This is a genomic window from Bordetella genomosp. 5 (assembly GCF_002261315.1).
In the GTDB taxonomy this organism is placed as follows: Bacteria; Pseudomonadota; Gammaproteobacteria; order Burkholderiales; family Burkholderiaceae_B; genus Bordetella.
Map to the genome: position 1 here is coordinate 105,854 of NZ_NEVP01000011.1, position 17,414 is coordinate 123,267.

Below are 17,414 nucleotides of genomic sequence, written 5' to 3' on the forward strand. Positions count from 1 at the left end.
TCTGTACGAAACTGATTCATTTGGTTAAACATCCGCCCCCCGTCCGGGGGGCGGCTTGCTTATGATCGCGCCATGACAAGCAACGACCCGGTCCACGATGCCGGGCAAGAGCCCTTATATCCATGGCGCAAGCGTTCGTAGCGTTATCGGCCTGGCAGGTCATGCTTGCCGGCCTGCTGTTCTTTGGCGGTATCTATCTGGTGTTCGGCGCCACCACATGGCTGCTCACCCACCACATCCTGCCGCGTCTCGGCCTGGGTCGCCCGCTCGACACGCGCCCGCTCGCGCCGGGCCAGCTGCGCCGCGAGCTGTCGCAGTCGGCGCTTTCGATCCTGCTCTTCGGCACCGGCATGATCTTCCCGTGGGGGCTGCTGCAACTGGGCTGGGCGCGCCTGGACTACGACGCCGGCTGGCAGCAGATCTCGCTCGAGATCCTGTTCCTGCTCGCCTGGAACGACGTGCATTTCTGGGTCAACCACCGCCTGCTGCACACGAAGCTGCTGCGCCGCTTCCATCTGCCGCACCATCGCTCCGTGGTCACGACCCCGTTCTCGACCTACAGCTTCCACCCGATCGAGGCGCTGATGCTGGGCAACGTAATCCTGCTGCCCATGCTGCTGCACGACTTCAGCTTCTGGTCGCTGCTGTCGGTCCCGCTGTTCAGCCTGTTCTTCAACTGCATCGGGCACGCCAACTACGATTTCTTTCCCAACGTGTCGTACGCGCACTGGTTTGCCGCCAGCCGCCGCCACCACCTGCATCACGCCTGCTACAACGGCAATTACGGTTTCCAGTTCACGTTCATGGACCGTCTGTTCCGCACGCGGCTGCCGGCCGATGCGGCCGAGCGCCAATGGCAGGCGGCCCGCCAACGAGGCGCACATGGCGCGCAGTCGTGACCCGGGCGGCCGGCCGAGCGCCTCGCCCGGACCGCTCGCCCTGCGCCATCGGCGCGACCTGCAGAGCCTCGCCTACCTGCTGCTGACGCCGCTGCTCGCCATATGGATGTGGCGCAACGGCTTCTCGTGGCCGCTCTATCTGCTGTTGCTGTTCCTCACGCTGGGCGTGGGCGTCATCCATCACAACCATACGCACCTGCGCATGTGGCGCGGGCGCGGCGCGCGCGCGGCGAATCGCCTCACCGATTTCTGGATCACGCTGCTGCAAGGGCATCCGACTTTTGTCTTCTGGCCCGCGCACGTGGGCAACCATCACCGCTACAAACACGGCGCGCGCGACGTGGCGCGCACCTATCGCTTCGGCGGTGACACCAATCACCTGTGGGGCTACCTGATCCATCCGGTGCAGGCGGTGTGGGTGCTGTTTCCGGTCTTCTTCGGCTGGCTCGCCCGCATGCGCCGCCGCCATCCCGGCGTATGGCGCTACTGCATGGCGCAGTATGCGGTGTGGCTGGGCCTCTGGGGCGGTCTGCTGGCGCTCGACCCGGTGAAGGCGCTGCTGTATGTCATCGTGCCGCAGCTGCACGGCCTGCACTGGCTGCTCGCCACCAACTATCTGCAGCACGCGCATGCCGATGGCGGCCCGCGCGCGCAGGCCGGGCTCGATTACGCCCGCAATTTCGAGGGCTGGGTCAATCCCCTGCTCTTCAACATCGGCCTGCACACCGCGCACCACGAGAATCCGCGCGTGCACTGGGCCGACCTCGCCCGCCTGCACCGCACGCATTACCGCGAGCGCGTCGCGCCCGAACTGAACGAGCGCGGCCTGGTGCCCTACATGCTGCGCGTCTTCGTGCTCGCCAACGTCATGCCCCGCCTGCGCTCGCGCTCGCGCATGGCCGCCGAACACGTCCGCTGACTTTCACAAAAAGAGATCCGACATGCCTATTGCGTTCGACCGCGTGTATCTGCAAAGCGCCGGCTACTTCATGCCCGGCGAACCCGTCGACAACGAAGCGATGGATGCGTACATCGCACCGCTCAACCGCATGTCGACCCGCATTAAGACGCGCATCCTGGCCGAGAACGGCATCAAGACGCGGCACTACGCCATTGACACCGATGGCGGCACGCGCCACACCAACGCGCAGCTGGCCGCGCAGGCCATCCAGGACTGCCTGGGCCGCGCGGGCGGCGAGCTGGCGCAGGTGTCTTATCTGGCGAGCGGATCCTCGGGCGGCGACGCGCTGATGCCCGGCTTTGCCAACATGATCCAGGGCGAGCTTGCCGCGCCGCCGATGGAAACGCTGTCGGTACACGGCATCTGCGCCGCCGGCGTGAGCGCCATCCAGAGCGCCGCGCAGGCCATCCAGGCCGGTGGACACGAGCGCGCGCTCGCGGTCGCCGCCGAGCTGCCGTCCCGCCTCTTCAAGCGCTCGCGCTTCGCGGCGCGCGGCTACGACGCCGACTTCGATTCGCACTTCCTGCGCTGGATGCTGTCCGACGGCGCCGGCGCCATGCTGCTCGGTTCGGACGGCAGCGCGCTGCCGGGCGCCTCGCAGGGCATCAAGCTCAAGCTCGACTGGATACACCAGCGCTCGTTCTCGGGCGACTATCCCGTCTGCATGCAGCTGGGGCTGCCGGCCGACCGCAAGCAGGGGCATCTGGATTACCCCTCGTGGCAAGAGGCGGAAGCCGACGGCGCGCTGGCGCTGCGCCAGGACATCCGGCTGCTGCCGCATCTGTTCGACATCGGCATCCATGAGTACGTGAAGCTCGTGCGCGAAGAATGGATCGCGCCGGGCCAGGTCGATCACTTCCTGTGCCACTACTCGTCGGAGAAGTTCATTCCGGTGGTCGCCGACCTGATGGAAAAGGCCAACCTCGAGATCCCGCGCGAGAAGTGGTACAGCAACCTCGCGTGGCGCGGCAACACCGGCGCCGCCTCGATCCTCATCATGCTCGCGGAGTTTCTCGAGACCCGTACCGTCAAGCCGGGCGAGCGGATCTTCTGCTATATCCCCGAGTCGGGCCGGTTCATGACGGCGTACATGTGCTTCACGGCGCAGGCGCTCGACGACGACCGCGTGCAGGTGGCCGTGCCGGCCCGCCGCGCCGCCGCCCCGCTCGGCGACGATGCCGACGACATCGCGCCGCCGCACGATCCCGCCTATGCCCCGCAGGGCCTGTCGCAGCTTCTCACCGAGCTGGCCGCGATCTGGCATGACTACCGCTCGCGCGTGTGGCGCACGCCGGTGATCCAGCGCCTGCGCCGGCGCGAGTTCGAGACCGCCGATTATCTGCGCTGGATGGAATGCTGGGTGCCGCAGGTGCGGGAAGGCAGCAAGTGGATGCGCGAAGGCGCCGCCTCGCTGGGCCCGCAATACGCCCCGCTGGCCGAGCTCATCGGCATGCACGCCGGCGAAGAACAGAACGACTTCATGATTCTGTTCGAGGATTACCGCAAGGCCGGCGGCCAGGCCGAGAACATCGACGCCCTGCGCCGCAATCCCGGCGGCGAGGCGCTCAACGCCTACCTGCACGCGCTCGCGGCCACGAACGATCCGATCGGCCTGCTGGGTGCGATCTACATCATCGAAGGCACGGGCCAGCGCATCGTGCCCGCCCTGCTGCCCCTGCTCAAGGCCAGCCTGGACCTGCCGCCCGACGTCTTCCGCTTCCTCGAGTACCACGGGCACAATGACGAGCATCATCTGGCCCGCTGGCTCGCGGCGGTAGAGCTCGCGCTCGACTGCGACGAAGACGGCCAGGCCGAACAACGTATCATCGACACCGCACGCCGCACGGCGGCGCTGTACCTGATGCAATTCCAATACGTGATGGAGCAGGCCCCGGCATGAAAGAACCGGCGTTTCTCGTCGACGGCCACGACATGGCCGACCCCAATCCCTGGCTCGCGCTTTACCTCGACCGCAGCACGCCGCTGCCCGACAAGGTAAAGAAGGCCTGGCTCACCGATTCCAGCAGCGGCTCGCGCCAGTACCTGCTGCCGTTCGTGCGCCCGATCGCGCGGCTCTTCATCATCCTGATCCAGGTGATCAAGACCTTCGTGCCGCGCCGCTGGTCGCACTCGCGCCTGCTGCACCGCATCCTGGCGTGGGGCCTGAACCGCTTCGTCTCGCCCGAAGCCAACTGGCTGATCCTGCGCCACTTCCACCTCGGCGCCCAGATCCTGGCGTTCATTGCGGCCAACGCGCCGGTGCGCGTGGGCACCACGCCGCTCGAGCCGCGCACGATCGACGATCTGAAGGACGAGCTCTTCGTCAAACACGATCTGAACCTGTTCAACTTCGTCATCCGGTTGAACCAGGCCATGCGCGATGCCGGCGTGGAGATGCACGCGCCCGAGCGGCTGGATTTCTCGATGATCCAGGATCCAGGCCTGCGGCTCGAAGACATGCCCCAGGGCCGCTGGAACAAGCTCGACCTGCAGAGTGCGATCGAGCTGTTCACGCCGCTGTATCAGCTGATGCTGACCGACAACGATTTCTGGCGCGCCTGCAATTCCCTCCAGCTCGACGAGACCATCGGCATCTATTCGGCGCAGTTGCTCGGCGCGCCCCAGCATCTGGTGCTGGTCAACAACAAACATCCGCTGGTGCCGATGTCCACGCTGCGCGCGGGCTATCGGCTGGTGCTGCACGGCTTGTCGACCGAAATGCTGCACAGCCTGCTGATGGCCGAGCGCCACGCGCAGGAAGGCGACGCGCCGCCGCCCGCTCCCATCGCCTGAGCGCGACGCGCGTCATATTCCGTCGTATCTCGTCGGATCCGCACGCGAAACACGCCAGGGCTTTCAGAAAGTTGAAAGTCGCGCGCCCAGACAATGGGCGCCGTTTTCAAACCAAGGAAGCCCTGTCATGCGTGCCCTGCTGCGCCACTCTCTTCTCGCCCTCACCCTCGCGCTGCCGCTGTCCGGGTGGCCGCTCGCCCCCGCGCACGCGCAGAACGCCGCCGCGCAACAGGAGATCGAGGCCGCCGGCAGCGCTGCCATGGCCGCGGCCCAGGAAGGCCCCGCGGACATCGCCCTCGGTGACCAGGCCGTGCTCAAGCTGCCCGCCGACATGATGTTCGTGCCCAAGCAACAGGCGCAGCGCCTGATGCAGGCGCATGGCAACGGCAAGGATCCCGACATGCTGGGGCTGGTGCTGCCGATGAACGAGTCGGCCGACTGGGTCGCCACCGTCAACTTCGAGAAGGCCGGCTACATCAAGGACGACGACGCCAAGAACTGGGATGTCGACGAGCTGCTGCAAAGCCTGAAAGACGGAACCGAGTCCGGCAACAAAGACCGCCGCGAGATGGGCTTTCCCGAACTGACCGTGGCCGGATGGGCCGAGACGCCCAAGTACGATGGCGAGAAGCGGCGTCTGGTCTGGTCCGCCATCGCGCAGACCAAGGGCGCGAGCGGCGAAGACGCCTCCGTCAACTACAACACCTATGCGCTGGGCCGCGAAGGCTACATCTCGCTCGATCTGATCACCAGCCAGAGCCAGGTCGCGGCCGACAAGCACAACGCCCTGCAACTGCTCGACGCGATCCAGTATGTGGACGGTAAGCGTTACGACGATTTCAATGCCTCCACCGACAAGGTCGCGGAGTACGGCATCGCCGCGCTCGTGGCCGGCGTGGCCGCAAAGAAACTCGGTCTGTTCGCCATGATCGCGGCCTTCGCCGCGAAGTTCGGCAAGGTGCTCATCCTCGCGCTGGCCGCGCTCGGCGGCGGACTCTGGACCCGCCTGCGCGGCAAAAAGACCCCCGCACGGTGAAAGTGGGCGGCCAGCTGCGGGCGGCTAGCTGCGGGCGGCTAGCTGCGGGCGGCTAGCTGCGGGCGGCTAGCTGCGGGCGGCTAGCTGCGGGCGGCTAGCTGCGGGCGGCCAGCTGCGGGCGGCGAGCCGCAGACCGCCCTCTCGGGCGCCTAGCGCCCGACGTTCGCCGCGAGCGCCACGATATCGTCCGCGCATTCGTCGGGCGATAGCCGCGCGGTGTTGAGCAGCATGTCGGAAAACGGCCGCGCCTGATAACCCTCGTCGTACATCTGCGCCACCCGCGCGCGCTCGGCGTCGGTCAGGACGCGGGCGCCGCGGTCCGACAACGCCACCTCCAGGGGCGGCGACAGCGTCACGACGAGCAGGCGCGCGCCCGCCTTGTCGGCCTTTTCGTGCAGGCGCTCGTACAGGGCCTGGTCCATCGGGTAGCCGACGACCAGCGTGCCCTCGGTCAGCGCGGCGATCGCCGCCTCGATGCGCCGACGCGCGGCCTCCCATTGATCGGCCAGCGGCAGCGACGGATCGGCGCCGTGGTCATCGCCGTCGAGCCAGACGGCCTGGGACAGGCGTGCCGCGACCAGCGGGCCCACCGTGGACTTGCCGGCATTCACCGGACCATTCAGAAAGATGACGCAGGGCGGGCTGACGGGAAGCGACATGATGGCGACCAGAGTAAGTGTCCAGCCGCCATCGTAACGCGCCATTCCCGGCGGCCGAACCGCGGCGCTCGCCGTACCGCGAATCGGCCCCAGGCGGGACTCATGCCTGGCGGTAGTACACGCAGACGCGCTGACCGTCGATCTCGTGCACCCGGATCGGCAGGCCGTACAGCGTGCTCAGCAGCTCCGGCTCGATGATCGCGTCGGGACCGCCCTGATGCGCCACCCGGCCGTCGCGCATGGCGACGATGTGGTCGGCATACGCGGCCGCGAAATTCAGGTCGTGCAGCACCACCACCACCGACTTGCCCAGCTCGTCGGCCGCCCGGCGCAGAATGCGCATCATCGCGACGGCATGCTTCATGTCCAGGCTGTTGAGCGGCTCGTCGAGCAGCACATAGCGGGTGTCCTGGCACAGCACCATCGCCACGAACGCACGCTGCCGCTGGCCGCCCGACATCTCGTCGAGATACCGCTCGGCCAGGGGCTCGAGCTCCATGTAGGCGATGGCCCGGTCGATGTGGACCTTGTCGTCGGCCGTGAGACGGCCACCACTATGCGGAAAGCGCCCGAACGCGACGAGATCGCGCACGGTGAGCCGCAGCGGCAAGTGATTGTCCTGACGCAGAATCGCGAGACGGCGCGCCAGCTCGCGACTGTCGGCGCGTGTGACATCGAGCTCGTCGATCCGCACCTGTCCGGCCGACAACGGCAGCAGCCGGCTCACCATCGACAGCAGCGTGGACTTGCCCGCACCGTTGGGACCGATGATGGCGGTGATGCCGCCCGCCGGCAGGGCCAGCGTCACGTCGTCGACGACGACGGTTTCTTCATAGCGCTTGGTAACGCCTTGGACTTCGATCACGGGCGCCTCCTGCGCAGGATCAGGGCAAGGAACAACATGCCGCCCACGAACTCGATCACCACGCTGACCGTGGTGTTGAGGGCCAGCACGCGTTCGAGCACGGTCTGGCCGCCCACCAGAAAAATCACGGCCCACAGCACGGCGGCGGGCACGGTCTGGGCATGGCGGTCCGCGGGCATGGAGTGATACGCCAGATTGGCGACCAGCAGGCCGAAGAAGGTCACCGGCCCGACCAGCGCGGTCGAGACGGCCACCATCACGGTCACCGCCGCCAGCGTGGCCAGCAGCGTGCGGCGATAGTCTACCCCCAGATTGACGGCGAGCTCGCGGCCCAGCGCCACCACGTCGTACCGGCGGCCCATGCGCCAGAGCACCAGCGTGGCCAGCAGCGCCGCGCCGCCCGCCAGCGGCAGCAGTCCCGTGCGCACGCTGTTGAAGCTGGCGAACATCCGGTCCTGCAATACGAGAAATTCATTGGGGTCGATCAGGCGCACGACGAAGCTCGACAGACTGCGGAACAGCAGGCCGAAAATGATGCCGACCAGCATCATCAGATGCAGGCTGTGCGCCCCGCCCGTGAAGAGCCAGCGAAACAGCAGGCAGGCAAAGCCCGTCATGGCGGCCACCTCGAGCAGGAACTGCCACAGCGGCTCCTGCGTGGCGACGGCGGACAGGCCGAAGCTGAACACCACCACGGCCTGGATCAGCACATACAGGGCGTCGAAGCCCATAATGGCGGGCGTGAGAATGCGGTTGTGCGTGATGGTCTGGAACAGCACCGAAGACACCGCCACGCAATACGCCACGAGCAACATGGCCAGCAGCTTGCCGCCCCGAAACGCCAGCACGAAGGACCACTGCCCGGCCGCGCCCCAGGTCATGTAAGCGATGCAGCACAGGGCCGCCAGCACGCCCAGCAGCGCGAGGCGCGCGCCGGCGCTCAACGGAATGCGGCGTTCCAGGCTAGGCAAAACGGCCTCTCCGGCGCAGCAGCAGCCACAGGAACAGCGCGCTGCCGATCACGCCGACCACCGTGCCGATCGGCACCTCGTACGGGTACAGCAGCAGCCGGCCCAGGATGTCGCAGGCAAGCACGAACACCCCGCCCAGCAGGGCCACCCACGGGATGGCGCGCCGCATGTTGTCGCCGAACATGAGGCTCACCGCGTTCGGCACGATCAGCCCCAGAAACGGAATGCTGCCCGCGGTCACCACGACGACCGCGGACACGGCTGACACGATCAACATGCCGATGAACGTCAGGCGCGCGTGATTCACACCCAGACTCGAAGCGAAGTCCTTGCCCATGCCGGCCAGCGTGAAGCGGTCGGCGGCGATGTAGGCAATGAGGGTCAGCGCCAGCCCGATCCACAGCAATTCATACCGGCCGCGCAGCACCCCGGAGAAATCCCCCGTGGTCCAGGCATGCAGCGACTGCAGCAGATCGTGGCGAAACGCGATGTAGGTGGTGGCGGCGTGAATCACGCCGCCCAGGATCAGGCCGACCAGCGGGACCAGGAACGGCGAGCGCAGCGGCACGCGCCGCAGCAAGGCCAGGAACAGCAGGCTGCCCAACAGGCCGCTCACCGTGGCGGCGGCCATCTTGCCGAACACCGGCGCCTGCGGCGCCAGCAAGGTGACACAGAGAATCCCGAACGTGGCCGACTCGATCGTGCCCGCCGTCGACGGCTCGACGAAGCGGTTGCGCAGCAGCATCTGCATGATGAGGCCCGCGACGGCCAGCGACATGCCCGCGAGCAACAGCGCCAGCGTGCGCGGCACGCGGCTCACCCAAAGCAGTTGCCAGGCGCGTTCGGCCTGCGGGCCGCCCAGCAGGTCGGCAAAGGAAAACTGCCCGGCGCCCAACGACAGACTGGCCAGGCAGAGCCCGGCCAGCAGCAGTGCCATGGCCACGAGCCCGGCGGGTCCGCCGAGCCAGGCCATGCGGCCTCTGGCCGGAGTCAAGGGCAACGCGGGCACGGCCTCGTGCTCACTTGGCGCCGTCGATCGCCTTGGCGACTTCGTCCACGCTCTCCTGCAACGCGGTCAGGCCGGCCGCGCCGAGCGAGTACCAGTTGCCGGCATTCAGATAGACCACGTGTTCCTTCTTCCAGGCCGTCGTCCCGCGCACCAGCTCATTGTCGAGCAACTGGCGCGCGGCCGTGCCCTCGCGGCCGATGGCGGCATCGCGGTCGATCACGAACAGCCAGTCGGGATTCGTCTGGGCGATGAACTCGAACGACACGGCCTGACCGTGGTTCGACTGCTTCAGATCGGCAACGGCCGGCTTGATGCCGAAGGCGTCGTGGATCACGCCGAAACGCGAACCCGGACCGTAGGCGCTCATCTTGCCGCCGGTGGTGAGCACGATCAGCCCGGTGCCCGCGTGCGCGCCTTTTGCCTTCAGCGCGGCGATCGAGGTGCGGAGCTTGGCGAGCTTGGCATCGGCTTCGGCCTGCTTGCCGTAGATGCTGGCCACGAGCTTGGCGTTGCGTTCGACGCTGGCGACCAGGTCGCCCGGCGTGACCGTGAGATCCACGGTGGGCGCCATCTTCGACAGATCACCGAACTTCGGCGCCGAGCGGCCGGCCACAAAAATCAGTTGCGGCTTCAGGCGGTTGATCTCTTCGTAGTCGGGCTCGAACATCGAACCGACCTTGGCGTACTGCTTATTGCCGTACTGCGAAAGATGCGCAGGCCAGTTGACGGCGGCAGGCACACCGGCCGCGGTCACGCCCAGCGTGTGCAGGGTGTCGAGGACGGCCAGATCCATCACCACGGTGCGGGCGGGCTGCGCAGGCACGACACGGGTGCCCTGTGCATCGGTGATCTGGACCTGGGATTGGGCGTGGACGGCCAGCGGGGCCAGCGCCAGCGTGAGGGCGGCGCCGCAGGCGGCGGCCCAGGAGGGCAGTGCGAAGTGAGGGTTCATGAGGGATCCTGGCTCGCGCCCGGGCGGGGGCGCGCGCTGGCGCATCCCGGCTGAGCGCCTCGCGTTCAAACAAGAATGATATTCAATCCTATCATGCGTCCGGCGTGTCCTTGCCGACAGAAGCCGGGTGCGTGGCGCGCGACGCGTGACGTTGCCGGATGATAACGACAATAGGAACCAATCCGCTGCGCGCCGCCCGGGCGTCCGGACCAGGATGGTGGCGCCGCAAAGGGATACGGTGATCGCGCAAAGGAAGCCCACCCGGTGGCGCCGCCGGACCACCCCGCCGATGCCGCCCAGGTCGCACCGACGTGGTGCAGCGGCGAGGCATCCGCGGCGCGCGAACGCGGCATGTTGGCCGAAGATCGCGCGAAATTAGTTGCGCGCGCAAATTCCCGCAAACGTGAGAATGATTTTGTAACCCCGGCCGCGAGGCCCGCTACGTAAGATTCGCCTCCCGTCATTGCTGCACCGTCTCATGTCTTTGCAACGCATCGCAAGCCATCTGATTCTGAGTCTGTCGTTTCTGCTGCTGCTCGTGCCCGCGCTGGCGCCGGCGCAGAACAACGCCGACAGCGCGATGCCGCGCGTGACGCAGAAAGCGCTGGTCTTCAGCGCCGGTTCGCAGGGCGACGAAGTGGGTGTGATCGTGCTGCGTCAGCGGCCGCGCGAACCCGAAGCCGTGATCATGCCGATGGGCGTGGACCATCCGCTCGATCATGCCTCGCTGATCGCGGACATCACAACCAGTGCGCACGACACGCGCTACGTCATCGATCACGAGGGCCAGCCGCACACACTGCTGGTGATCACCGGCGACACCGCCGAACTGCGCATGCCGGGCGCCGACAAGCCCCTCACGCTGCGCTACGCCGCCGAGCTCTCGCAACGGATGTCGCAGCAGCTCTGAGCGCCGCCGCCCGCGCTCGCCGCGCACCGGCCACAACACACCGACACGACGCGTGCGCCCTGCACACGCCCTCTCGCCCTTTTACCCCCGCGCGGTGCCGCCGCGCATTTTTACCCTGAACCGAAAGGATCCATCGATGTCTCCCAAATACGCATCGCGCATGCTGGCCGCCATGGTCTGCGCATTGGCACTGAGCGCATGCAGTGACGAAGCGAAGAAGCCCGAAGCCCCCAAGGTGTCGGCGAGCCAGGCCGAGATCATGAAGTACAACGAGTACGTGAACGCGGCCAATCGCGCCGGCGACACCTACGAGCGCGCGCTGGAAAAGTGGGAAAACGACCTGGCGCCGAAGTTCGCCGGCACCAAGCCGCTGAAGGACATGTACGTCAACGACGGCTCGCCGCACGCGACGCCGCAGATCAAGGAATCGCTGGACAAGGCGCTGGCCATGAAGCCCGCCATGGACGACCTCGATCCGCTCGCGCGCGCCTACAGCGAAGCCCTGGGCAAGTTCCTGCCGGTCAGCACCGACATGAACAACTACATCAGCGCCAAGACCTACGTGAGCGACAAGGGCGCGCACGGCAAGGAAATCCAGGCCGCCTATGGCGATAACCTGAAGGCCGTGGTCACCACGCAGGCCGCGTTCTTCGGCGGCATCGAAGTGAAGGATCGTGCCCGCACCAAGGCCGAATTCGAGAACGCCAAGAAGGACACCACGGAATACTTCCGCGCCGGCCTGATCTATCACAGCAAGGAAAGCATCAACATGGCCGACGGCCTGTTCGAAGGCACCGGCCTGGGCGATCAGCTCGATCCGTTCTCGAAGTCGCTCGACGAAGTGAACAAGATGGCCGTGGCCTACGAAGGCAAGCTGCGCGAAGGCAACCAGAAGGGTTGCCCGAGCCTGATGTCGAACGTGAACTCGTACCTCTCCGCCGGCCGCACCGCGATCGAGCACACCACGGGTGGCCGTTACGACGAAGAGGCCAAGCGCACCGGCATCCACGCCCGCGTCATCACGCGCTCGATCGAGACCGACGCCAACAACCTGCGCCGCACCTACAACAGCCTGGTCGGCGCACTGAACCGCAATAGCTGCTAAGCGAGAAGCACCGGGCGGCGTCGAGCACGCCGCCCGCGCGTCGCTGTCGCAACGCGCTTTGCACAGGGGCCCCACGGGGCCCCTTTTTCATGTCCTCTTTCGAGGCCCTCTCGCCGGCCCCCGCTCACCCTGCCATGGCAACACCCGCGACGGACACACCCTCAGCGAGCACCCCGCCCTGCGTGCGCCCATGAAAAAACCCGCAACGTTCGCACGTTGCGGGTTTTTAACTTCGGTGTCTGTCGCCAGGCACCGAAGCGGTGTCTGTCGCCAGGCACCGAAGCGGTGTCTTGGCGGAGACGGAGTCATCAACACTCAATGTATAAATATCTGATTTTAAATGATTTTTTTGTTCTGAAAAAAAATATACCATCAAATATACCAGCTAAAGTTGCGGAAAAACTGATCGAGTTGCACCTCAGCATGGCGCCTACTATGCGACACAGCCCTCAACTCGACGTATCATCTCGTCACGATTAGACCGATACAGGGCGGCCCCTGAGTCACCAGGATGCTGCGCGAGCCGCACCGGAACATCCCAATTCCCTCTGATATATGCAACTCTCGATCGCGTGGTGGAATACCAGTTTGTCACCAGTCAAGGCATCAACGAGAGCAACAGTCAAAGACCAGAGAATTGCTGCTCGTGTAATAGAGCTACTAGGCACTGAGATGGACGTTGACATCATCTGCCTCGGTGAAGTCAGCGAGGCAGATGTCACCAGACTACTCAAGCTTCCATGCCTTAAAGATTATGAAGTCTTTAACGGAACTGAGAAGGCGGGGAGGAGCAGATTCGACGTTTGCGTGTTCTTCAAACGCGGCGCAATGCGAAAGTCAGCTTCAAAGCAGCTTTTGATGTTCAGCGGCGAATCGGTGCTCAAAGTTGGTCAGCGCATTGACCTCGATCTGGTAGATGACGAGACCCGGCTACACATCTTCATCTCGCACTGGCCCAGCCGCCTAATGTGTGATGAACATCACGTTGATCGCCATACCCTTGGCATTTACCTTAGAAGCGCAGTTACGGATGCCCTGGGCGAGGATCACTCTGGCCACGCGATAGTTCTGGGTGATTTCAACGATGAACCTTTCTCCCCCTCCCTTCACAACCATCTGATGGCCAGCCGAGATCGCAACCTAGTCGCCACGCGCAAGCCCCACCTGCTTTACAACCCATTCTGGAAGCATGTGGCTCCTTCAACGGCCGAGCCCGGGCCGGAGAGCGATGCACTGTGGCGCGGGGGAAGCCACCACTATGGCGCAGGTCAGCTCTCTAGATGGCACATGTATGATCAAATCATCTTCTCTTCCGCATTCCTCGGAAGATCATCCTGGATGCTCCAGGACGAAACGGCAGGGGTGGTGGACTTCCCGCCATTTACCGGTCTCGTTTTAAACAAAAAGAGCAAGTTCGATCACATGCCAGTAGTTGCGACTATTGCAAGGAAGAAGAATGGTTGACTTCATCAAATCTTTCAGAACAGGCGTCCACGCGGCGCAAACGGCTGAAGAGAATAAAGCGGAGATTAACGCTGTTTTCGATGAGCTGAACGCCCAGTTAGCGACAGTCACGGAGAACAAAGTCAGGATTCTGCCGCTTCAATTTCAGGAACATTTTTCTTGGCACAACCTGTCGAAGAAAGAAATATTTGAACCTTATTGGGGGATCGGAGTGGTCCGCACGTCCGGAGGCGAAGCTACGGAGATAGCAAGATGGAGCGTCTCTGAAACGGGGTACCCATGCGCGATCAGCTCAAGCTCTGGCAAATTCATGTGCTCTGACCGAAAGGGGCTGGAAAGTGCGTTGGCCATGCTGCTTCAGCATGCTAGCGTTGGACAGACGATCCTTGAAATGCTATCTCCGCCCACCTCAGCGGAACCCGCGCCGTGAGCGGAAAAATTGGCGAATGTATCACTCCGGCACCGTCGATCCTTGCGGTGGGCACGGAAGTCATCATCGTAAATCCGAACCATCCAAAGTATGACGCGATTGGCATTTTTGCAGGCTACGCAGACACATTAAATCGGCCCCGTCTGCGCGTACTAGTCGAAGGTCAAAGCTTTTTTTGCAGTCAAGACGAGGTCATAGAAAACTAACGGCGGAAACAGCCTGCAAGCTGTGACCGATGAAGACCAAGCACAAGCAGCCTTATTTACCAACCGAACCACGAATCCGAGAGCCACATGGCAAAAGTGATCTGCCTTTTCAACCACAAGGGCGGCGTCAGTAAGACTACGACTGCCTTCAACTTGGGATGGATGATGGCCCGAATGGGAAAGAAAGTCATCCTTGCGGATTTCGATCCACAGTGCAACCTGACGGGCTTGGCTCTCGAGCTTGATTCGGACGACGGGGACCTTGAAGACTTTTACAGCGCGAATCCGCCTAACAACGTGAAGGACGGATTGGCACCGGCTTTTGAGTCTCAGCCTCGATTGATCGCTGGCGCTGACTGCTATCAGGTAGGAGATAACCCAAACCTGCTGCTCTTGGCGGGTCATATCGGTCTTTCGGAGTACGAGACTAACTTGGGCGTTGCTCAAGAGCTGAGTGGCTCTCTGATTACGTTGCGCAACGTTCCCGGCTCTCTGAGGTATTTGTTGGATCGAACAGCCGAGGACTATCACGCAGACTACATTTTGGTAGACATGAGCCCTAGCCTTGGCCCGGTCAATCAGAATCTGCTGATGACTTGCGACTACTTTATGGTTCCCATGCATCCCGACTATTTCTCGGGCATGGCGTTGAAATCGTTAGCCCGCACCCTTCCCAAGTGGAAACACTGGGCCGAAACAGCGTATCGCTTGGACATCCTCGCAAACGCGGATTACCCCTTCCCGCGGCCCCACCCGCAGTTCATCGGCACGATCATTCAAAAGTATCGCCCCCGGGGGGGGAAGGCGTCTAAAGCCTTTCAGACCTGGATCAACCGGTTGAAGGAGGACGTTGGCAATGGCCTGTTACCCGTCCTCATCTCCACCGGCATGCTCGATACAGCAGATTACATAGATAAGGTTCATCAAGAACCTTATGAGCCCATCATGGAAGTCGCCGACTTCAATAGTCTTATCGCTTTCTCTCAGAAGCATCGGGTTCCCGTCTTTGAAATCACGGAGAAGCTAGCCGAGCAAGCAGGATCCGTTTGGGCGCAGACGAAGAGAAACAAGGAGGCATTTGAGGCTGCGTTTCGCCTCTGCGCCAAGCGAGTGTTTGCTTTAACTGCTTGAGCTGGAAAATGTCGATAGCTCAAGGTATTTTTCAAACAGTCTGGGCACGTTGCGACAATATGGCTACGCTGCGTGGCGCCCTTATTGCCCAAACTGCTGCTACCGACGTTGACGACCTCCTGCGCGCCGAATGGGCGGCGCGGGTTGCGGCGCTTGACCTCTATATCCACGAGCTCGTGGCCGAACGCATGGTGGCGATTTTTGCTGGACAGTTAGCCGAGCCGAAAGCATTTTCGAAACTGAGTCTTCCTGTTAGTGTTTGCGAACGCATTCGATCAGCTACCTCGGCCCCTGACGCCGTGGCTGCGTTCGACTTGGAAATCCGTAGACAGCTTACATTGGTAACGTTCCAGTTTCCGGACCAGATCGCGGACGGCATCAGGATGACCTCCGATGTCGAGCTTTGGAAGGCAATCGCGCAGAATCAGGGGGCAACTACGCGCGCTACCGACTCGAAAGCGAAGGCTATTCGCGCCAATCTGAAGTTGATAGTTGAAAGGCGGAACAAAATCGTCCACGAGGGAGATTTAGCTCCCAGCTTTCCTCGTGCGCCCTGGCCCATCGGTCAAGTAGAGCTCGCCAACGCGGCCGCCTTTCTGTTGGCATTGGTCACGTCAATCGAATTGGTCGTGACATGATCACTGTGCGTTCATAGTGCGTCATTCTGCGTCACCATTTGAGTCCCACAAGCTGCCCTTAGAGGCACGCCAACGCTGGCGCCAGGGGGTGACGCACCCATGAATCTTTTCTCGCACATTTAGCGCGCAGGCGCGGAGGGGGGAGAACTGCGCGCCAGGGGTCAAGGGCACCCGTGATACTGTATGTACATACAGTGTTTTTCGGAAAGACCATGAGCGTCCTGGACCATTCCCCACGGCCTCGCCTCTGTGCGGCCTCTATACGCGTCCTGCACGAAGCGAACCCATCACCCCAGACCGTTGCCCTGGCTTGGGAAATTTGGCGCCTCCAGCGGGCTGTAATCGCGCTTCAGGCCGGCATCCGGCACGCGCACGGCTTGCGTCATCGTCAAGATGTGGCAGACCACCTGGCGCAGCTACTCGAGTTCATCCAGGATGAGCCATGCTTGAACGAGCGCGCGGCCGTGCTACCCGGTCACAAGCGCGGCGGCGAGCCGCCGGCCACGCCGCGTTGAGTGGGCGTAAAAAAGCCCCGCGTCTGCGGGGCTCAGGTGTGTGCAACGGCGAGGCCGTCCGGCGCTAACTGCCGGACGCGCTCGTGATTTCGTAGGGCTTGAACTTCACAGCTTCGACGCCCAGCCATTCATTGATGCCCTTGAAGACAGACTGAAGTGGCTCCAGCTCGTTACGGGCGAACACGCGAGCGGCATCGACCGGGCCGCCAAACCCGCCTGAGTTGGAGGGCACGATGCCGATAAGCTGGGGCGGCACGCGATGCGCCGCCAACACGTCGTCCCGCGACACGTTCTTGATGTTGAAGAAATCATCGCGCGCGGCGACCTCGCTCACCGGGATGATCTGCAAGCCGTCTTTCTTGCCGCCAGGCGCGTACACGAACAGATTCCGGAAGTTGCCCGGCCCTTTCGCGTTCTTGAGCGCGCTTCGGATGTCATCGACATAGCTGGCATCTTGGATCGTGTCCGTGACGTACATGACGAAGCCGGCATGGCTACCGTTGAGGTAGTACTTGCGGCGGAAGAGCGTGGCGGACTCGTTGAGCCATGCCCAAAGCGCCGCCAGAGGTCCGGCAGGCTATAGATCCGATGGTAGGTGTCGGGTTGAATTGGCGCGCAGACCGACAACGTGAGCAACGCAGAATGAAAAAACCCGCAACGCTTGCGCGTTGCGGGTTTTTAACTTCGGTGTCTGTCGCCAGGCACCGAAGCGGTGTCTTGGCGGAGACGGAGGGATTCGAACCCTCGATGCAGTTTTTAGCCACATGCTCCCTTAGCAGGGGAGTACCTTCAACCTCTCGGCCACGTCTCCGAAGAATCCAGGATTCTACACTAATTTTTTCGCGTTTCGCTTGAGCCCAGGGCTCGCGC

Annotated in this window: 16 protein-coding genes, 1 tRNA gene and 1 pseudogene; 11 read left to right on the top strand and 7 right to left on the bottom strand. The window is 63.5% G+C overall.

The annotated features are described in order from the left end of the window. Nucleotides 1-122 precede the first annotated feature (122 nt). From CAL25_RS17555 to CAL25_RS17575, 5 genes are all read left to right on the top strand, one after another. Nucleotides 123-899: a sterol desaturase family protein gene (locus tag CAL25_RS17555; protein WP_094802332.1), complete on the top strand. Its 777-nt coding sequence runs from the start codon at nucleotides 123-125 to the stop codon at nucleotides 897-899. Beyond that, nucleotides 883-1,818, top strand: coding sequence for a fatty acid desaturase (locus CAL25_RS17560; protein WP_094802334.1), 936 nt, complete (start codon nucleotides 883-885; stop codon nucleotides 1,816-1,818). Before CAL25_RS17555 ends, CAL25_RS17560 begins: the two co-directional genes overlap by 17 nt. Nucleotides 1,819-1,840: 22 nt before the next feature. Beyond that, the gene (locus tag CAL25_RS17565; protein ID WP_094802336.1) at nucleotides 1,841-3,760 is read left to right on the top strand and encodes a StlD/DarB family beta-ketosynthase; all 1,920 of its coding nucleotides are present in this window, start codon (nucleotides 1,841-1,843) and stop codon (nucleotides 3,758-3,760) included. Further along, nucleotides 3,757-4,653, top strand: coding sequence for a DUF6999 family protein (locus CAL25_RS17570; protein WP_094802338.1), 897 nt, complete (start codon nucleotides 3,757-3,759; stop codon nucleotides 4,651-4,653). The genes CAL25_RS17565 and CAL25_RS17570 overlap by 4 nt, the downstream gene beginning before the upstream one ends. Nucleotides 4,654-4,780: 127 nt before the next feature. After that, a complete protein-coding gene (locus tag CAL25_RS17575; RefSeq protein WP_094802340.1) occupies nucleotides 4,781-5,689 on the top strand; it encodes a DUF2167 domain-containing protein in 909 nt (302 codons plus the stop codon). A gap of 149 nt (nucleotides 5,690-5,838) precedes the next feature. On the opposite strand, the gene CAL25_RS17580 is transcribed toward CAL25_RS17575, so the two are convergent. The 5 genes from CAL25_RS17580 to CAL25_RS17600 form a co-directional block, all read right to left on the bottom strand. After that, on the bottom strand, nucleotides 5,839-6,348 hold the full coding sequence (locus tag CAL25_RS17580; RefSeq protein WP_094803237.1) for a hypothetical protein: 510 nt from the start codon (nucleotides 6,346-6,348) through the stop codon (nucleotides 5,839-5,841). Between the two features lie 100 nt (nucleotides 6,349-6,448). Beyond that, nucleotides 6,449-7,213: an iron ABC transporter ATP-binding protein gene (locus tag CAL25_RS17585; protein ID WP_094802342.1), complete on the bottom strand. Its 765-nt coding sequence runs from the start codon at nucleotides 7,211-7,213 to the stop codon at nucleotides 6,449-6,451. Continuing rightward, nucleotides 7,210-8,094 carry an iron chelate uptake ABC transporter family permease subunit gene (locus CAL25_RS17590; RefSeq protein WP_094803239.1) on the bottom strand — a complete coding sequence of 295 codons (885 nt, stop codon included), beginning with the start codon at nucleotides 8,092-8,094 and terminating at the stop codon, nucleotides 7,210-7,212. Before CAL25_RS17590 ends, CAL25_RS17585 begins: the two co-directional genes overlap by 4 nt. Before the next feature lie 82 nt (nucleotides 8,095-8,176). After that, on the bottom strand, nucleotides 8,177-9,157 hold the full coding sequence (locus tag CAL25_RS17595) for an ABC transporter permease (RefSeq protein ID WP_094802344.1): 981 nt from the start codon (nucleotides 9,155-9,157) through the stop codon (nucleotides 8,177-8,179). 46 nt (nucleotides 9,158-9,203) lie between these two features. Next, a complete protein-coding gene (locus tag CAL25_RS17600) occupies nucleotides 9,204-10,145 on the bottom strand; it encodes a siderophore ABC transporter substrate-binding protein (protein WP_094802346.1) in 942 nt (313 codons plus the stop codon). A 478-nt stretch (nucleotides 10,146-10,623) separates the two neighbouring features. Here CAL25_RS17600 and CAL25_RS17605 point away from each other — a divergent pair, with 478 nt between their 5' ends. The 6 genes from CAL25_RS17605 to CAL25_RS17625 all read left to right on the top strand — a co-directional run bounded on the left by CAL25_RS17605 (nucleotide 10,624) and on the right by CAL25_RS17625 (nucleotide 16,029). Further along, nucleotides 10,624-11,055 carry a hypothetical protein gene (locus CAL25_RS17605; RefSeq protein ID WP_094802348.1) on the top strand — a complete coding sequence of 144 codons (432 nt, stop codon included), beginning with the start codon at nucleotides 10,624-10,626 and terminating at the stop codon, nucleotides 11,053-11,055. Between the two features lie 136 nt (nucleotides 11,056-11,191). Then, nucleotides 11,192-12,160, top strand: coding sequence for a YiiG family protein (locus CAL25_RS17610; protein WP_094802350.1), 969 nt, complete (start codon nucleotides 11,192-11,194; stop codon nucleotides 12,158-12,160). A 555-nt stretch (nucleotides 12,161-12,715) separates the two neighbouring features. Then, a complete protein-coding gene (locus tag CAL25_RS17615; protein ID WP_283162766.1) occupies nucleotides 12,716-13,624 on the top strand; it encodes an endonuclease/exonuclease/phosphatase family protein in 909 nt (302 codons plus the stop codon). After that, the gene (locus CAL25_RS24080) at nucleotides 13,617-14,054 is read left to right on the top strand and encodes a hypothetical protein (RefSeq protein ID WP_141217949.1); all 438 of its coding nucleotides are present in this window, start codon (nucleotides 13,617-13,619) and stop codon (nucleotides 14,052-14,054) included. The genes CAL25_RS17615 and CAL25_RS24080 overlap by 8 nt, the downstream gene beginning before the upstream one ends. Nucleotides 14,055-14,347: 293 nt before the next feature. Then, nucleotides 14,348-15,391 (top strand): ParA family protein, encoded by a 1,044-nt coding sequence (locus tag CAL25_RS17620; RefSeq protein WP_094802354.1) that lies wholly within the window; start codon nucleotides 14,348-14,350, stop codon nucleotides 15,389-15,391. Between the two features lie 8 nt (nucleotides 15,392-15,399). Next, entirely contained in the window at nucleotides 15,400-16,029 is a 630-nt protein-coding gene (locus CAL25_RS17625) for a hypothetical protein (RefSeq protein ID WP_141217950.1), read from the top strand. Nucleotides 16,030-16,608: 579 nt separating this feature from the next. Here the strand turns inward: CAL25_RS17625 and CAL25_RS17635 are convergent. Both CAL25_RS17635 and CAL25_RS17640 read right to left on the bottom strand, forming a co-directional pair. Continuing rightward, nucleotides 16,609-17,126, bottom strand: a pseudogene (locus tag CAL25_RS17635) (phage portal protein); the annotation flags it as partial. Between the two features lie 136 nt (nucleotides 17,127-17,262). After that, nucleotides 17,263-17,355 (bottom strand) — tRNA-Ser (locus CAL25_RS17640). Nucleotides 17,356-17,414: the final 59 nt, after the last annotated feature.